The 14,792-nt window shown below is 71.6% G+C and carries 15 protein-coding genes; 7 read left to right on the forward strand and 8 right to left on the reverse strand.

What is annotated here, in order from left to right; translation table 11 throughout:
• The first annotated feature begins 66 nt into the window (after positions 1-66).
• Positions 67-615 (forward strand): DUF1062 domain-containing protein, encoded by a 549-nt coding sequence (locus ABZU43_RS13555; RefSeq protein WP_355006828.1) that lies wholly within the window; start codon positions 67-69, stop codon positions 613-615.
• Positions 616-656: 41 nt separating this feature from the next.
• Here the strand turns inward: ABZU43_RS13555 and ABZU43_RS13560 are convergent, their stop codons facing one another.
• From ABZU43_RS13560 to ABZU43_RS13570, 3 genes are all read right to left on the reverse strand, one after another.
• Positions 657-815 carry a hypothetical protein gene (locus ABZU43_RS13560; protein WP_355006829.1) on the reverse strand — a complete coding sequence of 53 codons (159 nt, stop codon included), beginning with the start codon at positions 813-815 and terminating at the stop codon, positions 657-659.
• 265 nt (positions 816-1,080) lie between these two features.
• Entirely contained in the window at positions 1,081-1,302 is a 222-nt protein-coding gene (locus ABZU43_RS13565; protein WP_030335934.1) for a hypothetical protein, read from the reverse strand.
• A gap of 301 nt (positions 1,303-1,603) precedes the next feature.
• The gene (locus ABZU43_RS13570; RefSeq protein ID WP_355006830.1) at positions 1,604-2,686 is read right to left on the reverse strand and encodes a PIN domain-containing protein; all 1,083 of its coding nucleotides are present in this window, start codon (positions 2,684-2,686) and stop codon (positions 1,604-1,606) included.
• Between the two features lie 219 nt (positions 2,687-2,905).
• Here ABZU43_RS13570 and ABZU43_RS13575 point away from each other — a divergent pair, with 219 nt between their 5' ends.
• Positions 2,906-4,942 (forward strand): glycosyl hydrolase family 28-related protein, encoded by a 2,037-nt coding sequence (locus ABZU43_RS13575; protein WP_355006831.1) that lies wholly within the window; start codon positions 2,906-2,908, stop codon positions 4,940-4,942.
• A gap of 45 nt (positions 4,943-4,987) precedes the next feature.
• On the opposite strand, the gene ABZU43_RS13580 is transcribed toward ABZU43_RS13575, so the two are convergent.
• The 4 genes from ABZU43_RS13580 to ABZU43_RS13595 form a co-directional block, all read right to left on the reverse strand.
• Complete coding sequence (locus tag ABZU43_RS13580) at positions 4,988-5,623, reverse strand: hypothetical protein (RefSeq protein WP_355006832.1); 636 nt, start codon at positions 5,621-5,623, stop codon at positions 4,988-4,990.
• A 13-nt stretch (positions 5,624-5,636) separates the two neighbouring features.
• Positions 5,637-6,734: an SRPBCC domain-containing protein gene (locus ABZU43_RS13585; RefSeq protein ID WP_355006833.1), complete on the reverse strand. Its 1,098-nt coding sequence runs from the start codon at positions 6,732-6,734 to the stop codon at positions 5,637-5,639.
• A 67-nt stretch (positions 6,735-6,801) separates the two neighbouring features.
• Positions 6,802-7,851, reverse strand: a complete 1,050-nt coding sequence (locus tag ABZU43_RS13590; RefSeq protein ID WP_355006834.1) for a nitronate monooxygenase — start codon at positions 7,849-7,851, stop codon at positions 6,802-6,804.
• A 29-nt stretch (positions 7,852-7,880) separates the two neighbouring features.
• Positions 7,881-8,993 (reverse strand): hypothetical protein, encoded by a 1,113-nt coding sequence (locus tag ABZU43_RS13595; protein ID WP_355006835.1) that lies wholly within the window; start codon positions 8,991-8,993, stop codon positions 7,881-7,883.
• A gap of 150 nt (positions 8,994-9,143) precedes the next feature.
• Here ABZU43_RS13595 and ABZU43_RS13600 point away from each other — a divergent pair, with 150 nt between their 5' ends.
• Both ABZU43_RS13600 and ABZU43_RS13605 read left to right on the forward strand, forming a co-directional pair.
• Positions 9,144-10,094: a hypothetical protein gene (locus ABZU43_RS13600; protein WP_355006836.1), complete on the forward strand. Its 951-nt coding sequence runs from the start codon at positions 9,144-9,146 to the stop codon at positions 10,092-10,094.
• A gap of 265 nt (positions 10,095-10,359) precedes the next feature.
• On the forward strand, positions 10,360-10,632 hold the full coding sequence (locus ABZU43_RS13605; RefSeq protein ID WP_355006837.1) for a hypothetical protein: 273 nt from the start codon (positions 10,360-10,362) through the stop codon (positions 10,630-10,632).
• 235 nt (positions 10,633-10,867) lie between these two features.
• Here ABZU43_RS13605 and ABZU43_RS13610 read toward each other — a convergent pair whose 3' ends face one another.
• Positions 10,868-12,136: an Nramp family divalent metal transporter gene (locus tag ABZU43_RS13610; RefSeq protein ID WP_355006838.1), complete on the reverse strand. Its 1,269-nt coding sequence runs from the start codon at positions 12,134-12,136 to the stop codon at positions 10,868-10,870.
• A 263-nt stretch (positions 12,137-12,399) separates the two neighbouring features.
• Here ABZU43_RS13610 and ABZU43_RS13615 point away from each other — a divergent pair, with 263 nt between their 5' ends.
• The 3 genes from ABZU43_RS13615 (at position 12,400) to ABZU43_RS13625 (ending at position 14,766) form a co-directional block, all read left to right on the forward strand.
• On the forward strand, positions 12,400-12,807 hold the full coding sequence (locus ABZU43_RS13615) for a GntR family transcriptional regulator (protein ID WP_112678633.1): 408 nt from the start codon (positions 12,400-12,402) through the stop codon (positions 12,805-12,807).
• A gap of 85 nt (positions 12,808-12,892) precedes the next feature.
• Entirely contained in the window at positions 12,893-13,783 is an 891-nt protein-coding gene (locus ABZU43_RS13620) for an ABC transporter ATP-binding protein (protein WP_355006839.1), read from the forward strand.
• Positions 13,780-14,766, forward strand: a complete 987-nt coding sequence (locus tag ABZU43_RS13625) for a transporter (RefSeq protein ID WP_355006840.1) — start codon at positions 13,780-13,782, stop codon at positions 14,764-14,766. Before ABZU43_RS13620 ends, ABZU43_RS13625 begins: the two co-directional genes overlap by 4 nt.
• Positions 14,767-14,792 lie beyond the last annotated feature (26 nt).

The raw sequence follows: 14,792 nt of genomic DNA on the forward strand, positions 1-14,792 counted from the left end.
GCGCGTCGCGCCTGTGCGCCGCGCTCCTTTTTGCTGCGGACTTCTCACTGAAACTGGTGTACCTCTGTGCTCATTCACTGGGCCGTCGTGCCCACCTGCCTGCCGATCGTCAACCGCCGTTGCCACGCGTGCCCGTCCCAACGCCTTCGGGCGAGCGGCAAGTTCCGTGTCAACGCCAACCACAAGCTCCTCGACGTCTGGCTTCTCGTGCTCTGCACCGAGTGCGGGGAGACGGCGAAACTCACCGTCCTGGAACGGATGACCGTACGCACCATCCCACCCGAACTGCTGGACCGGCTCCATTCCAACGACGGCGGCCTGGTCGCCGAGCTGCTCCAGGATCCGGCCGTCCAGCACCGGAACCGATTCGCCCTGGACTGGACCGACGCCTGGCGTCTCGACACCGGCGGATCGGAGTACCTGGACCTCGACGTGATCGACGTCGCGGTCCGCAACGCGGCACGGGTCCCGGTCCGGCCGACCCGACTGATCGCTGAGGGTTGCCGTCTGTCGCGCGGCGAGATCGACCGACTGATCATGGAAGGCAAGGTCGTTTCGGCGTTCCGGTTGAGCGGCAAGCTCTCCGGCGACTTCACCTTCACGCTGAAGCACTGAGCCGATCATGGGGGCCTGTCCGGCAGGACGCCGGGCAGGCCCTAATCGGCGTTCTCCTCAGTGGGAGCACCGTCCGGCGCGCGGGCGTCGTCGTCGGTCAGCGCGTCGTCCGACGAGGTGCCGAGGTTGGCGAGCCGACGCTCGGCCTCTCGGACCTCCTCGTCGATCCTGGGGTTCTCCTCGTCGGGACCCTGCGACATGGGCGACCTCCATCGGGCGCGACCGGCAGCCCTCCGGATACCCGACCTGAGGGCGGGGACACGGAGATCCGCCGCCATCCCTTGATCAGGTGATGAAAAGTAGCTCAATCCGCTCCCCGGGACCTACTTCTCATCACTTGATCACTTGATGAGGAGTAGTTGAGCCGGCCAGCCGAGTTGTGGAGTGGTAACCGAGCGCCGGGCCCGGTCGGCGGGCGCGCCGGGCTGTAGCCCAGGAGCGTTGCCGACCCGGCCCGGTGCCGGATCAGCGCTGCTTTAGCTCGCGCCAGGATGGGTGGGTGCCGCGCCAGGCGTCGGCGAGGATGGCCGCCGAGGCCCGGCTTGGGCACTGCTGCACCCGCTCACGACCCGACGCCCCACCGATCTGGGCGCGGACCTCCCAACCCTGCCCGTCAGTACGGATGTACACGTCCCGGCGCCCGCGCGGGGTCGTGTCTCCGTTCCACCAGTGCTCCTCCACCTTCATTCGCCGACCGTATAGCAATTCCCGCGCGGAGGGTACGGCGCAGGTATGCCCGGACTGGGGCAAGGGCGACAATCCAGGCGCATTTCGGGCCAACCGTTGGCGGTTCGAAACCATAACGGGCGGTTCTCCCGCTCCTGAGTTGCGAATCAGGAAGCTCTGCCCTGCAGCCCGCCCGCAATCCCCAACCTTGTTGATCAAGAAGTTCGCGCCAGGGATCGCGTTCCCACTGACGGAAACCTCTTGATCAGCTCGTGCGGGAGGGCGGGTCAGCGGGAGGGTGGGGTGCGGATCGGCGGGGCGGTCAGGTTTGGGTTGTCAGGAGGTAGTCGTCGGCTTCGGGGCTCCAGCGCAGGTCCAGTACGCCGGCGGTGGCGGCGGCCTTGCAGAACTGTAGGAAGCTGCGGTAGCCGAGCTTCTTCTCGCTGAAGTCGGGGCGGGCCCGGCGTACCTGGTTCTTCAACCCGGACAACGCCACCGGGTTGCCGCCGCTACCGAGGTCCGCCACGACGCCCCGGAGCAGACCGAACGCCACCTCCCGGTCGCCGTGCTCGGGCAGTGAGACCTCGGGGTCACCCTTCGCCGGCCCCTCGGCCAGCTCGATCACGTTGCGCTCGGCGAGGTGGCGCAGCAGTTCGCCGAAGGTACGGAAGCCGTAGTCGGACTCACTGAAGGTGGGGTCCTTGCGCAACAGGGTCCGCTTGAGCCGGGAGGCGGTGACCTCGCCGTTGGCGCTGCCCTGCAAACCGGCGACCGACTGGGCGACGAGCACCGCGAGGGCGTCCACATCCCGATCGGGCTCCGCGTCCTGCGGTCGACGGTCCTGCTCCTGCTCCGGCTCGGGTGGGCGCTGTTCCGCGCCGGCCTGCCGGGTGGCGGGACGAGCGCGCCGGCCACGGGCCGGCGGGATGTCCACGCCCTCCAAGCGGTCGTAGTACAGGAACTCGTCGCACGCCGGGGGAAGCAGCCCCGAGGTGGACCCCTCGACCCCGACGCCGATGACCCGCTTGTTCAGCTCGCGCAGCTTGTGCACCAGCGGGGTGAAGTCGCTGTCACCACTGCAGATCACGAAGGTGGAGATGTAGTCGCGTTCGAACGCCAACTCGATCGCGTCGACGGCCATCTTGATGTCCGCGGCGTTCTTACGGGACGCGCCCATCCGCTGCGGGATCTCGATCAGCTCGACATGGGACCGAGTGAGCATCCGGCGGTCCTCGTCGAAGTAGGACCAGTCGGCGTACGCCCGTCGGACGACCACCCGACCCCGTTCGGCCAGCGCGTCGGCGATGGGCCGGAAGTCGAAGGCCGCGCCGCCACGATGGTCGCGCGCGCCCAACGCGAGGTTCTCGTAGTCGAGGAAGAGGGCAATCCGGTCTTCTTGATCCACGCGGATCAGCCTACGCCGGGCGTGAGCTGGTGGGGGCAGGCGACGCGCGGCACCTCAACTCGACAACCGTCCATTTCTTGCGGCCTGATAGTCGTTTATTTTCGTTGTTCGATAGTCGTCTTGCAGCGCTCTGTCTGGTGCTGCATCATGGCGATCAATGTCGGGCGTCGGGGGGACGCCGGGCGGACCTCCACCACCACCCACCCAGGAGGGTCACCGATGTTTCGCAGCCTCACGCCGGCGCGGGGACGCCCCGGCCGGCCCGGCGGCACCGCCGTCGCGCTCGCGGCCGGTCTCGCCGTGCTGGTCGCCGGACCCACCGCGGCCGTCGCCAGTCCACCCGCGTCCGCCGGCGCGCAGCCGGTGGTCACCCGGGCCGCCCTCGATCCGGCGCTGGTCGCCGGACGCGGCGCGGACGTCGACTTCCTTGAGCAGGAAGCGGAGAACGCCCGCACCAACGGCGAGATCATCGGGCCCGACCGGACCGCCTACACGCTGCCCGCGGAGGCTTCCGGCCGCCGGGCGGTCCGGCTCACCCCCGGGGAGTACGTGGAGTTCGTCCTGCCCAGCGCGGCGAACGGGATCTCCGTGCGGTACAGCATCCCGGACGCGCCGCAGGGTGGCGGGATCACCGCGCCGCTGCGGGTCGCCGTCAATGGCAAGCACCTGCGCACCATGACGCTGACGTCGCAGTACTCGTGGCTCTACAACCAGTACCCGTTCACCAACGACCCGCAGGCCGGGCTGCTGCACCCGGACTGGTGGATCACCGAGTGCCAGTGCGTGCCGTCGGCCACCACGCCGTACCCGAGCATCACCAAGCCGTTCCGGCCCACCCACTTCTACGACGAGCAGCGGCTGCTGCTCGGGCGTACCTACCGGGCCGGCGACAAGGTCCGGCTCACCGCGCCGCCCGGCAGCGCCGCAGCCTGGACGGTCATCGACCTGCTCGACTCCGAGTTGGTGGCGCCGCCGCACGTCCGACTGCTCGCGGCGAACGTGCTCGCCTTCGGCGCCGACCCCACCGGCCGGCGGGACTCCGCCGACGCGCTGGACCGGGCCATCGCCTTCGCTCGGCGCGCCCACCTCAAGGTCTACATTCCGCCGGGCACCTACCAGGTCAACCGGCACATCATCGTCGACGACGTGACCATCGAGGGTGCCGGCAACTGGTACACCACGATCAAGGGCCGCGAGGTCGCCCTGCCGACTCCCGCGCCGGACGGCTCCGTGCACACCGGGGTCGGGTTCTACGGGCGGGACGCCGCCGACGGCGGCAGCCGCAACGTGCACCTCTCCGGCTTCGCGATCGAGGGCGACGTGCGGGAACGCATCGACACCGACCAGGTCAACGCGATCGGTGGGGCGATGAGCGACTCCACGATCGACGGGCTCTACCTGCACCACACCAAGGCAGGTCTGTGGTTCGACGGCCCGATGCGCAACGTCCGCGTCACCAACAACATCATCGTCGACCAGATCGCCGACGCGCTCAACTTCCACACCGGCGTGACCGACTCCCTCGTGTCGCACAACTTCGTCCGCAACACCGGCGACGACGGCCTGGCGATGTGGTCGGAGAAGACGGCCAACGCACGGAACACTTTCGACCACAACACAGTGCAGTCACCGACCCTGGCCAACGGCATCGCCATCTACGGCGGCACCGACACCACCGTCTCGCACAACCTGGTCGCCGACCCGGTACGGGAGGGCAGCGGCCTGCACGCCGGGGCCCGCTTCGGCGCGGAGCCGTTCACCGGGCACCTGCGCTTCACGAACAACACCACGGCCCGCGCCGGCACGTACGAGCTGAACTGGAACATCGGGCTGGGCGCGATCTGGGTCTTCGCCCTGGATCGCAGCATCGAGGCGCCTATCGAGGTGACCGGCGACGCGTACCTGGACAACACGTACAACGCGATCATGCTGGTCAGCGACTGGCCGGTGAAGGACCTCTACTCGATCTCCGACGCGCGGTTCCGGGACGTCCGGGTCGACGGCACCGGCACCTCGGTGCTCAGCGCCCGCGCTGCCGGGTCCGCCTCGTTCGCCAACGTGGACGCTCGCAACGTGGGCGCGGTCGGCGTCAACAACTGCGGATCGTTCCACTTCACCCCGGCCGGTTCGGAGTTCACACTGACCGACCTCGGCGGTAACGACGGCGGGTGGCTCGCGCCGTGGCTGCTGCCCAACACCATCACCTGCGACGACCGGCCGCCCGTGTCGCCGCCCCCGCCACCGGCGCAGTGGTGACAGCGGTGGGCGGCCCGAGCGATCGGGCCGCCCACCGCACACGGATCAGCGCATCCTGGCGTACGCCAGCGGAACGGTCGTGGGCTGACCGTCCCATCTGCCGCTCAGCGTGCCCCCGGTCGACCCGTCGGCCCCGGCCCCCGGCCGGCGCACGACGACCAGCTCGACGGTGTCGGTGGCGATGAGCGTGCGGTCCTCGTCGACCACCCGTCGCACCGCGCCGACGGCCGGTACCTGGGCGGCGGCGGTGCCGTCGACGACGACCGTCACCGTCGGCTCACGCACCTCGCGCCGGCCGTCGACCTCGAAGTACTGCTCCGCCTGGCCGCTGCCGGTGAGGATCGCGTGGGCGAGCGCGGCCGCGTAGACCGGGTCGACGCAGCCGTCGTACACCCACCGCTTGCCGAGCACCGAATGCTCGGTGGTGCCGACGAGCCAGCTGTCCGCACCGTCGAGGGGCGCGGCGCGGTAGGTGAGCGGAACATGGTGGACCGGCCCGTCGGGGGCGCCGACCAGCATCGTCTCGATGCCGACCTCGCCGTCCGGGTCGTCGAAGCGGTAGGCGCCCCGGCTGACCACCTCGACTCCGGTCGGTCCGGCGTACCACTGTCGGGTGGGCAGCCAGGCCGTCAGCAGGTCCAGTTTCGTGGGGTGCAGGGTCGCCCTGTGCAGCAGTGCCATGGCGGCAGCCTAGTCAGAGGCCCGCGCACTGTTGCCCGCCGATCGTGCAGTTCTCCGGCTCCCGGGCGTTCGGCCGGCTGTCGCGGACGTCGAAGCTGATCGTCTGGGATCCCCCGGCCGCCACGGCGGCTCCGGTGAAGGTGATCACCCGTCGGTCCTGTCGCCAGTTCGCGCCCTCGACGTCGTCGACAGTGGTGCCTTCGGCGAGGGTGACCACCACTGCCCAGTCCGCCACCGGTGCGCCGCCGGGGTTGCCGACCACGATCTCTCCGGTGTAGCCGAACAGTCTGTCGGATTCGGTCTCGTAGCGGGCCGTGACGGGCGCCGGTGGCGGAGGTGGCGCCGCCGACGTGGGCGTCAGCGAGGGCTTCGCCGACGGGGTCCGGGTCGGCCGGGTGGTCGCTGATGCGGTGGCCCGGGAGGGGCGCGCCGAGGGGGTCGCCGTGGAGACGACCGTCGCCCTGCCGGCCGTCGCGGTCGGCGACGCGGACGCGGTAGCGGTCGGTGCGGGCGCGGCGACCGGCTTCGGGTCGGGCGACAACGTCACCCATGCCGCCGTCCCCGCCAGCAGCACGGCCCCGGCGACCACGGCGATCAGCGTGCGACGCCGACGGGGGTTGCGGCCGGCCCTGCCGCGTACGCCGATCAGCGGCAGTTCCGCGGTCATCCCACCGTCGGCCCGGCGCAGGTCGACCTGCTGGAAGGCGAGCCAGTCGAGAATGGCCGGCAGTCGTACCGTCAGCGCCTGCCGGAACTGTTGCTCGCGCGGCTTCTGCTGCTCGACCGACCACCCGCCGTGCGTGGTGACCTCCCGCACCTCCAGCCGGCAGCCCTGGGTCGTGGCCGTGACGTCACAGGTCACCTCGCTGAGCCGACCGGCCTCGTCGCAGGCCAGCACGAGCAGGTCCGGCTCCTGCCGCTCGGTGACCTCGACCTCGACGTCGGCCTGGAAGCCGGGCAGGCCGGCGGTGCGCAGCAGCAACCGGTCCGGTACGCCCTCGACCATCTCGGCCTCGGCGAACCAGCGGCCGAGCAACTCCCGATCGGTCAGGGCGCGCCAGACCCGCTCAGCCGGGTGGGACAGCTCGACCTGCGCACCGATCTCGATCACGGCGAGACTCTAACGGGTTGCCCGCCCGGCCTGCCCCGCCCGCCCGAGCCGGTTGCCGACGTCCTGGTCAGCCCCAGCGGCTCGACCGCTCGACCACTGTGGCCAGCGCGGCCCGTGCGTCTGCGCTCACCTCGGCGACCACCTGCGCCGCCGGCACGTCCCGGGCCAGCGGGTGCGCCTGCCCGGCCCACAGGTTGGCCACCGATGCGTCCGCGTCGCGCCGGGCGGCGGCGAGCAGGGGACGCGTCAGGTGCAGCACCTGGGGGTAACCACGCGGTGCCACCGCGTCGTGCTCGCGCAGGAAGTCGTTGGCCACGCCACGGGCCCGCTTACCGGTGTACGCCCGGGTCAACGCGGTCGGTGCGGCACCGGCCACCGCCGCCCGGTGCATCGGCGAACTGCCCGCCTCGGGGCAGCGCAGAAAGGCCGTGCCGAGTTGCGCGGCGGCAGCGCCGGCGGCCAGCACGGCGGCCACCGAGGGGCCGTCGACGAGGCCACCCGCGGCGACCAACGGCCGGTCGCAGCGGGCGGCGGTCAGCCGGAGCAGCGGCAGCAACCCGTAGTCGTCGTCGTCCGGCAGACCGCCGCGATGCCCACCAGCCTCGGTGCCCTGCACCACCACCGCGTCCACACCCAGGTCGGCGGCGGCGGTCGCGGCGTCCGGGCGGGTGACGGTGGCCCACACCTCGGTGCCCCGCTCGCGCAGGGCGCTCACCGCCGCCCGGTCGGGCAGCCCGAACACGAAGGACACGACCGGGACCGGGTCCGCGAGCAGCGCGGCCAGCTTCTCCGGGTACGCGTCGTCGCCGCCCACCGGCTCGCCCAGGCTCACGCCGCGTCGCGCGGCCTGCGGGGCGAGCCGTTCGGCGTACGCCCGGACGGCGGCCTCGTCGACCCCGCCGGGGTCGGGCAGGAAGAGGTTCACACCGAACGGCCGATCGTTACGCGAGCGGACCTCGGCAACATCGGCGAGCAGCCGTCCGGTGTCGATCATCCCGGCGGCGAGGAAGCCCAGCCCACCCGCGGCGGACACGGCGGTCACCAGCGCGGGCGTGGACGGGCCACCAGCCATCGGGGCGGCGATGATCGGGTGACGCAACGTGGACAGGACGGACATCCCCCCATCCTGCCGTAGGCCCGGCCCGCTCAGCGGCGCGCGGTGTGTCTCCACCACAGCACGCCGGCGAACCCGAGCAGGACCAGCAGTGTCCCCGCGCCGAGGGCCAGCGGCCAGGTCCGCCCACCCCCTGCGCCAGCCTCTCCGGCGGCCGGACGGACCGCCGTGGGCGACACCGGGTCGACGGACTCCGGGGAGGGCGCGGCGGTGACAGTGGTGGCCGTGGCCGGGTAGCGCAGGATCGTCGAGCGGGTGCCGGCGGGCTGACCGGCGGACTCGGAGACGGTCAGCAACGACCGGCCGTCGCGACTGTAGGTGATCGATTCGCCCTGGGGCTCGTCCGGCAACGGGGTGATCCGCGGGGTGCCGGTGGTCAACGCGCGGACGACGTCGCCGTCGGGGACGTCGTACTCGAAGGCGTCGGCGTAGCTGCGCAGCACCACCCGCCGTCCGTCCGGTGCGCTGGCCGCGCCGGTGATCACGCCGCGCCCCAGGAACGAGAACGGGTTGCTGGTCGTGGTCGAGGGCACCGTCACCTGGCCGAGCGCGGTCAGCGGCGTCGTCGCGTCCGGCCGCAACGCGGTGGCCGGCGCGTAGACGAAGACGGTGCCACTGCCGCCCTTGGTGACGATCAGCGGCCGACCGGACGCGTCGAGCAGCAGCGCCTCGGCGTCGTGCGGACGGTCCGGGTAGGTCATCCGGTGCAGCACCGGCTGCTTCGCCCCCGGTGCCAGCCGCCACACGCCGACCGTCGGCCGGGAGCGGTCGTTGTCACCGATGTCGGCGACCCAGACGGTGCCGTCCCGGCCGATGGCCAGGTCCTCGGTGTCGCGGGGTCGGGACGGGAAGGAGACGGTACGCACCACGGCGCAGCGCTGGTCGAGGAAAAAGATCCGGCGACGGGCCTCGTCGTCGGCCCCGTCGTTGATCACCACGTACCCGTCGTCGGTGGCTACCATCCCGGAGATCTCGCGCAGCCGGTCGTCGCGCACCTGGCAGACCGGCGTCCCCGCTGCCGCGCCCGCCGTGGCAGCGCCCGGCACCAGCACCACGGCCGGCGGCAGCACGCCCGCGAGCAACGCGGTCGCCACCGCCCCCGCACGAGCACGCCGCCCCCAGGTCAACCGTCCACGTACCCGCATCGCCCACCCTCCTCGTCGCGGCCGTGACCGGCCACCCGCCCATCCTGGCCGATCCCGGCCACGGTCGGCGGTGATCGGGGGGACGCGCCGGGACCCCTGGTCGATGTACTGTCGCTCCGCCTGATCTTCACGCCGGGGGTGGACATGTCCGTGAGCGACACCGCGCCGGCCACCCGGTTCGTAGTGCGGCTGCTGCGCCGCCTCGGCCGCCCGGCCAGCGGCCCCGCCGTCGTCTGGGTGCCGCTCGCCGCTGTCGTCTGCGGCCTCTTCACCGGCGCCCTGGCCAGCAGGGCCGCCTGGGAGAGCTCCCGACCGCAACCCGACCGGGCCGAGGCCGCCGCCATCCTCACCGAGGTCTTTCCCGGCCACGACCTCGGCGAGATCGACACCCCGCCGGCGCTGTTCGTCGTCTACGGGCACGCGCTGCGCCTGTCGACGGTCAAGACCCTCGTGCTCGGTGACGGCGGCGAGTACCAGGAGAGCGCCACCGGCGCCGGCGCCCTCGGCGCGCCACCGGTGCCCGCCGAGCAGATCGTCACGGTGGCCCGGGAGCGCCTGACCGGTGCCGGCTGGCGGGTGTACGACCCACAGGTCTCCGACCGCGTGAGCTGCGCGGACAAGATGTGCGCCACCCCGCGGGCGGTCATCGACACCGCGCTGACCGCCCGACGTGGCGACACCATCCTGAACGCCTCGATCTCCTCGCAGACAGCCGTCGACGCCAACTACCTCTCGGTCGAGCTGCACCGCGCGCCGCCACCCCTGGTGGTCCCCGCCGGAGTGCTCGGCACGGTGCTGGGCGCGGTGGCCGGTTGGCTGGTCTTCGGCTGGGTCAGCCGACGCACCGAGGGACGCCGCAGCCGCGGCACTGTGAACGGTCTGATGGGTGTGGCCACGGTGCTGTGGTGGCTGCCGGTGCCGCTGGCCGCACCGCAGTTGCTGTACCACCACCTCGGCGAACCGCACCCGGCCTGGCACCCGTACTGGGAGTGGCTGGGCCAGCCGGCCGCGTCGCTGCTCTTCCTGGTCGGCGCGGTGTGCGTGCTGCTGGCGCTGGGGCTGGCCGCCGGTACCCGCCGGAACACCACGCAAGCCCGCTGACAGTCACGGCCGGTGTCACCTGCCTGCGCGACCTGGGGGCACCCACCACGGTACGGACGCCGACCGCCGGCCACTGCCGTCGCGCGTGGCGCCACACCCTCTCAAGATCCGCGCAACTACCGGGATGGTGCTGCTTCCGCCGCTGCGGAGGCAGCACTGTCCCGGAAACTGCCGAGATCTCGACCGGCGTGCCGGCCTGACTGGAGCGCTGGCGGGTAAGCAGCGGCCCGGCGGCATGTCGACACCCGCCGGGTGGGAGGCTCCGATGAGCACGTACCGGGATGATCAGGGCGAAACGTTCCCCCCTCCGGAGGCGGATGCCCAGGAGCAACGACAGGACGCGGTCGACGTCGGGCCACCGGACCGGGTGTCGGGTGACGTCGACCCCGAAGCGTCCGAGGCGGACCTGGCCGAGCAGGGTGCCCTTCCGGCGGGCACGCTGGAGGAGGTCACCTCGCTGCCTGCCGACGCCAACCCGGCGGACGCCCTCGAACAGCGCCAGGAGATCCAGGCCCGCGACGAGGGGCGCCGTACCTGACCACACCCGCCACCCACAGGAGGCGCGCCCGGTCACCCACGCAGTTCCGGCACGTACACAGGTCCGGCCACCCACACGGGACCCGGCCCGACGTGGTCTTCGAGGGTGATGCCTGTGAGTCATCAAGATGACTCACAGGCATCACCCTCGTGGGAGTGTCCGGGCCCAGACAACCTGGCCGGCTCAGCCGGCGACGCCGACCAGCCGGCTCAGCCGGCGACGCCGACCAGCCGGCTCAGCCGGCGACGACCTGCCAGAGGAGAAACGCGTTGAGCGCGACCACCAGCACGGCCACCAGGGACGCCGCGGCGGTGGTCAGCGGGTGGTTGACCAGGTTGCCCATCAGATCGCGTCGGCGGGTGAAGGCGACCACCGGGATCAGCGCGAACGGGATGCCGAAGCTGAGGATGACCTGGGACAACACGAGCGCCCGGGTCGGGTCGAGGCCGATGGCGAGCACTGCCAACGCGGGCAGCAGGGTGACCAGCCGGCGCAGCAGCAGCGGAACCCGCCGCCGCAGGAAGCCCTGCATGATCACCTCTCCGGCGTAGGTGCCAACGCTCGTGGAGGCGAGCCCCGAGACCAGCAGTGCGACGGCGAAGCCGAACGCGGCGGCGGTCCCGATGGTCTGGCCGAGCCCGGCGTGCACCCCCTCCAGGCTGTCGGCGCCGCCCGGGCCGCCACCGCGGAAGCTGGCCGCGGCGATCAGCAGCATGGCGAGGTTGACCGCGCCGGCGGCGCTCAGGGCGAGCAGCACGTCGGTGCGCTGGCCGCGGAACAGGATCCGACGCTCGCTGTCGTCGGCGGCGGGGATGCGATCGCGGGTGAGCGCGGAGTGCACGTAGATGACGTGCGGCATGACTGTCGCGCCGAGGATGCCGGCGGCCAACAGCACGCTGTCAGTGCCCTGTAGGCGCGGCACCATGCCGGCCATGGCCGAGCCGGGATCGGAGCCGGAGGCGAGCAGGTTGGCGGCGAAGGCCAGCACGATCACGCCGAGCAGGACGGCGATGGCGATCTCGAAGGCGCGGTACCCGCGCGAGCGCAACGCCAGCACGGCGAAGGCCGCAGTGCCGATGATGATCCCGCCGGGCAGCAGGGGGATGCCGAAGAGCAGGTACAGGGCGACAGCGCCACCGATCACCTCGGCCAGGTCGGTGGCCATGGCCACCAACTCGGCCTGCACCCACATCACCCGGTTCAGCGGCCGGGGCAGGCGTTCCCGGCACAGCTCGGGCAGGCTGCGCCCGGTGGCCAGACCGAGCTTCGCGGTGAGCGTCTGCACCAGCATCGCCATCAGGTTCGCCACCACCACGACCCAGACCAGCAGGTAGCCGTAGCGGGCGCCGGAGGCGGAGTTGGTGGCGAAGTTGCCGGGGTCGACGTATGCGACGGCGGCGACGAACGCCGGGCCGAGCAGGATCAACCGCCCGCGTACGCGGCCCCGGGCGCGAGCGGCCTGTAGTGGAGTCGCCCTCGACGTCGTCAGTTCGTTGGTGACCATCGAACACCTCCCGTCCACGCGGATCGCTGCCGGTCCCTTCCCCACGTGCTGACCCTCGGGTGCCAACCGGTGGCCTGCCGGTGCCACCTGGGTCGGCCCGCCCGACAGGACTCGATGCGCCCGCCGGCAAGCAACGCGGCGCGCCGGGCGAGACGCGGCGCGCCTGAACAGAACGTGCCCCTTCGGGCTTGACAGCCGGTGGGCCACCGATGAAGCTGTCTATTAGTCCTACTGTCGTAGGACAACAGGAAGGATCATCGGGAGTGATCGAGTTCGTACTGGACAGCCGGTCGAAGGTGAACACCTACATGCAGCTCGTGCAGCAGGTGAAACAGGCGCTCCGGGTTGGCCTGCTGACGCCGGGCGACCAGTTGCCGAAGGTCCGGGATGTCGCGCAATCCCTGGCGATCAACCCGAACACGGTGCTGAAGGCGTACCGGGAGTTGGAGATCGAGGGTCTGGTCGGCGGCCGACCCGGGGTGGGCACGTTCGTCCAGCGCACGCTGGCCAGCGCGTCCCTGCCCAACCAGGCCGAGCTGCGCGACGACCTGGTCGCGTGGCTGCACCGGGCGCAGGCGGCCGGCCTCACGGCGGAGGACGTCATCGCCCTGGTGGAGACGACGCTGCGCGCCACCCTCGCCGACGACGCCCCACAGAAGGAGCCTGCGTGAGCGAGCAGGGCGAACGAAGCATCAGGCACCACGAGCGCTCGCGCGACCGCGAAGCGGTGGCGTGAACGGAACGAGAGGACAAGGAATGGACATGGTCTTGGAAGCAGACCGGCTCGGCAAGCGGTACGGCAGCACCTGGGCGTTGCGGGACTGCTCGCTGCATCTGCCGGCCGGCCGGATCGCCGCGCTGGTCGGGCCGAACGGCGCGGGTAAGAGCACGCTGCTGCACCTGGCCGTCGGGCTGCTCAAGCCCGATGCCGGTGCGGTCCGGGTGTTCGGCCGGTCAACGTACGGCGACACCGAGGGCCTGGCCGACATCGGCTTCGTTGCCCAGGACACCCCGCTGTACCGGGACTTCACGGCGGCCGAGTTGGTCGTCGCCGGCGGCAAGCTGAACAAGCGGTGGGACGCGGCGTTGGCCCGCCAGCGGCTGGCACAGCTCGGCATCCCGCCGGACAAGCCGGTCGGCAAGCTTTCCGGCGGTCAACGGGCCCAGGTCGCGCTGGCTCTGGCGCTGGCGAAGCAGCCGCGGCTGCTGCTGCTCGACGAGCCGGTCGCCAGCCTCGACCCGCTGGCGCGACGGGAGTTCCTCCAGTCGCTGATGGGCAGCGTCGCGGAGTCGGGCACCACCGTCCTGCTCTCCTCGCACCTGCTGGCCGACCTGGAACGGGTCTGTGACTACCTGATCGTGCTGAACGCCTCCCAGGTGCAGCTCACCGGCGCGGTCGACGACCTGGTCGCCGAGCACCGGCAGCTCGTCGGGCCACGACACGACGGCGGCGTCATCGGGGGCGTCGCCGCAGTGATCCGGGCCAGCCACACCGACCGGCAGTCCACTCTGCTGGTCCGCGCCGACGGGCCGGTCACGGATCCGGCCTGGACGGTCCGCGAGGTGAGCCTGGAGGACGTCGTGCTGGCATACCTGGCCGACGGCACCACGAAGACCAGTCACAGCGAGTGGGGGGTAGCAGCATGATCTGGTTGACCTGGCGGCAACACCGCAAGCAGGCGTTCTACACGCTGCTGGCGCTCGCCGCGCTGGCCGCCCTGCTGGTGCCGATCGGCATCGCGATGCGGCACACCTTCGCCGACCTCGGGCTGACCGACTGTGCCAGCCAACTCGCCCGCGCCGACGTGACGCAGGCGACCCGGGAGACCTGCGACGCGGGGTTCCACCGCTTCAGCAACAAGTACGGCAGCCTGAACCTGGTGGCCGTACTGCTGATCACCCTGCCGGCGCTTGTCGGCCTGTTCTGGGGTGCCCCGCTCGTCGCCCGCGAGGTGGAGCAGGGCACGCACCGGTTCGTCTGGACCCAGGGCGTCGGCCGGACCCGCTGGGCCGTGGTGAAGTTCGGGCTGGTGGGCGCGGCGGTCGTGCTCCTCGCGGTGGTCTACGGGCTGGGCATGTCGTGGTGGGTCGACCCGCTCACCCAGGCCGCGTTCGAGGGTCGGTTCGGCGTGATCGTCTTCGACCTGCAGGGCGTCGCTCCGATCGGCTACACCCTCTTCGCCGTCGCGCTCGGCGTCTTCGTCGGCACCATCTGGAAGCGGATGCTGCCCGCCATGGGCATCACCCTCGCCGGGTACATCGGGGTACGGGCGGCTGTGGCGATCCTGGCCCGACCGCACTACCAGCCGGCCCGCACCCAGACCTTCCCCATCGAGGGGGAAGGGCCGCCGGAGATCAGCCGGGGGGACTGGGTCCTCGCCCAGGGCATCCGTCAGCCCGACGGAGAGTTGGTCTCGGACGGCCGGATCCAGTGCCCAACGGGTGGGAAGGGGCCGGACGGTCGGGTCTGCGGTGCCGAGTTGGGCCTCGAACCGGGCGCGTACAACTGGCAGCTCTACCAACCGGCGGACCGGTTCTGGCTGTTCCAGGGCATCGAGACCGGCATCTTCGTCGCCCTGGCTTTCCTGCTGCTCTACCTCGCCATTCGCCGGGTGCGCCGGATCGCGTAGCTCGACGGCGGGTGATCGCCGGGGCC

The sequence above is a fragment of the Micromonospora sp. NPDC005205 genome (assembly GCF_040608275.1).
Taxonomy (GTDB): Bacteria; Actinomycetota; Actinomycetes; order Mycobacteriales; family Micromonosporaceae; genus Micromonospora.

What these genes read in the sequence shown, in the direction of transcription:
- ABZU43_RS13595 (WP_355006835.1), bottom strand. Translation starts at nt 8,993, where the DNA reads ATGCGGGTACGTGGACGGTTGACCTGGGGGCGGCGTGCTCGTGCGGGG.
- ABZU43_RS13575 (WP_355006831.1), top strand. Translation starts at nt 2,906, where the DNA reads ATGTTTCGCAGCCTCACGCCGGCGCGGGGACGCCCCGGCCGGCCCGGC.
- ABZU43_RS13605 (WP_355006837.1), top strand. Translation starts at nt 10,360, where the DNA reads ATGAGCACGTACCGGGATGATCAGGGCGAAACGTTCCCCCCTCCGGAG.
- ABZU43_RS13620 (WP_355006839.1), top strand. Translation starts at nt 12,893, where the DNA reads ATGGACATGGTCTTGGAAGCAGACCGGCTCGGCAAGCGGTACGGCAGC.
- ABZU43_RS13580 (WP_355006832.1), bottom strand. Translation starts at nt 5,623, where the DNA reads ATGGCACTGCTGCACAGGGCGACCCTGCACCCCACGAAACTGGACCTG.
- ABZU43_RS13565 (WP_030335934.1), bottom strand. Translation starts at nt 1,302, where the DNA reads ATGAAGGTGGAGGAGCACTGGTGGAACGGAGACACGACCCCGCGCGGG.
- ABZU43_RS13610 (WP_355006838.1), bottom strand. Translation starts at nt 12,136, where the DNA reads ATGGTCACCAACGAACTGACGACGTCGAGGGCGACTCCACTACAGGCC.
- ABZU43_RS13625 (WP_355006840.1), top strand. Translation starts at nt 13,780, where the DNA reads ATGATCTGGTTGACCTGGCGGCAACACCGCAAGCAGGCGTTCTACACG.
- ABZU43_RS13560 (WP_355006829.1), bottom strand. Translation starts at nt 815, where the DNA reads ATGTCGCAGGGTCCCGACGAGGAGAACCCCAGGATCGACGAGGAGGTC.
- ABZU43_RS13590 (WP_355006834.1), bottom strand. Translation starts at nt 7,851, where the DNA reads ATGTCCGTCCTGTCCACGTTGCGTCACCCGATCATCGCCGCCCCGATG.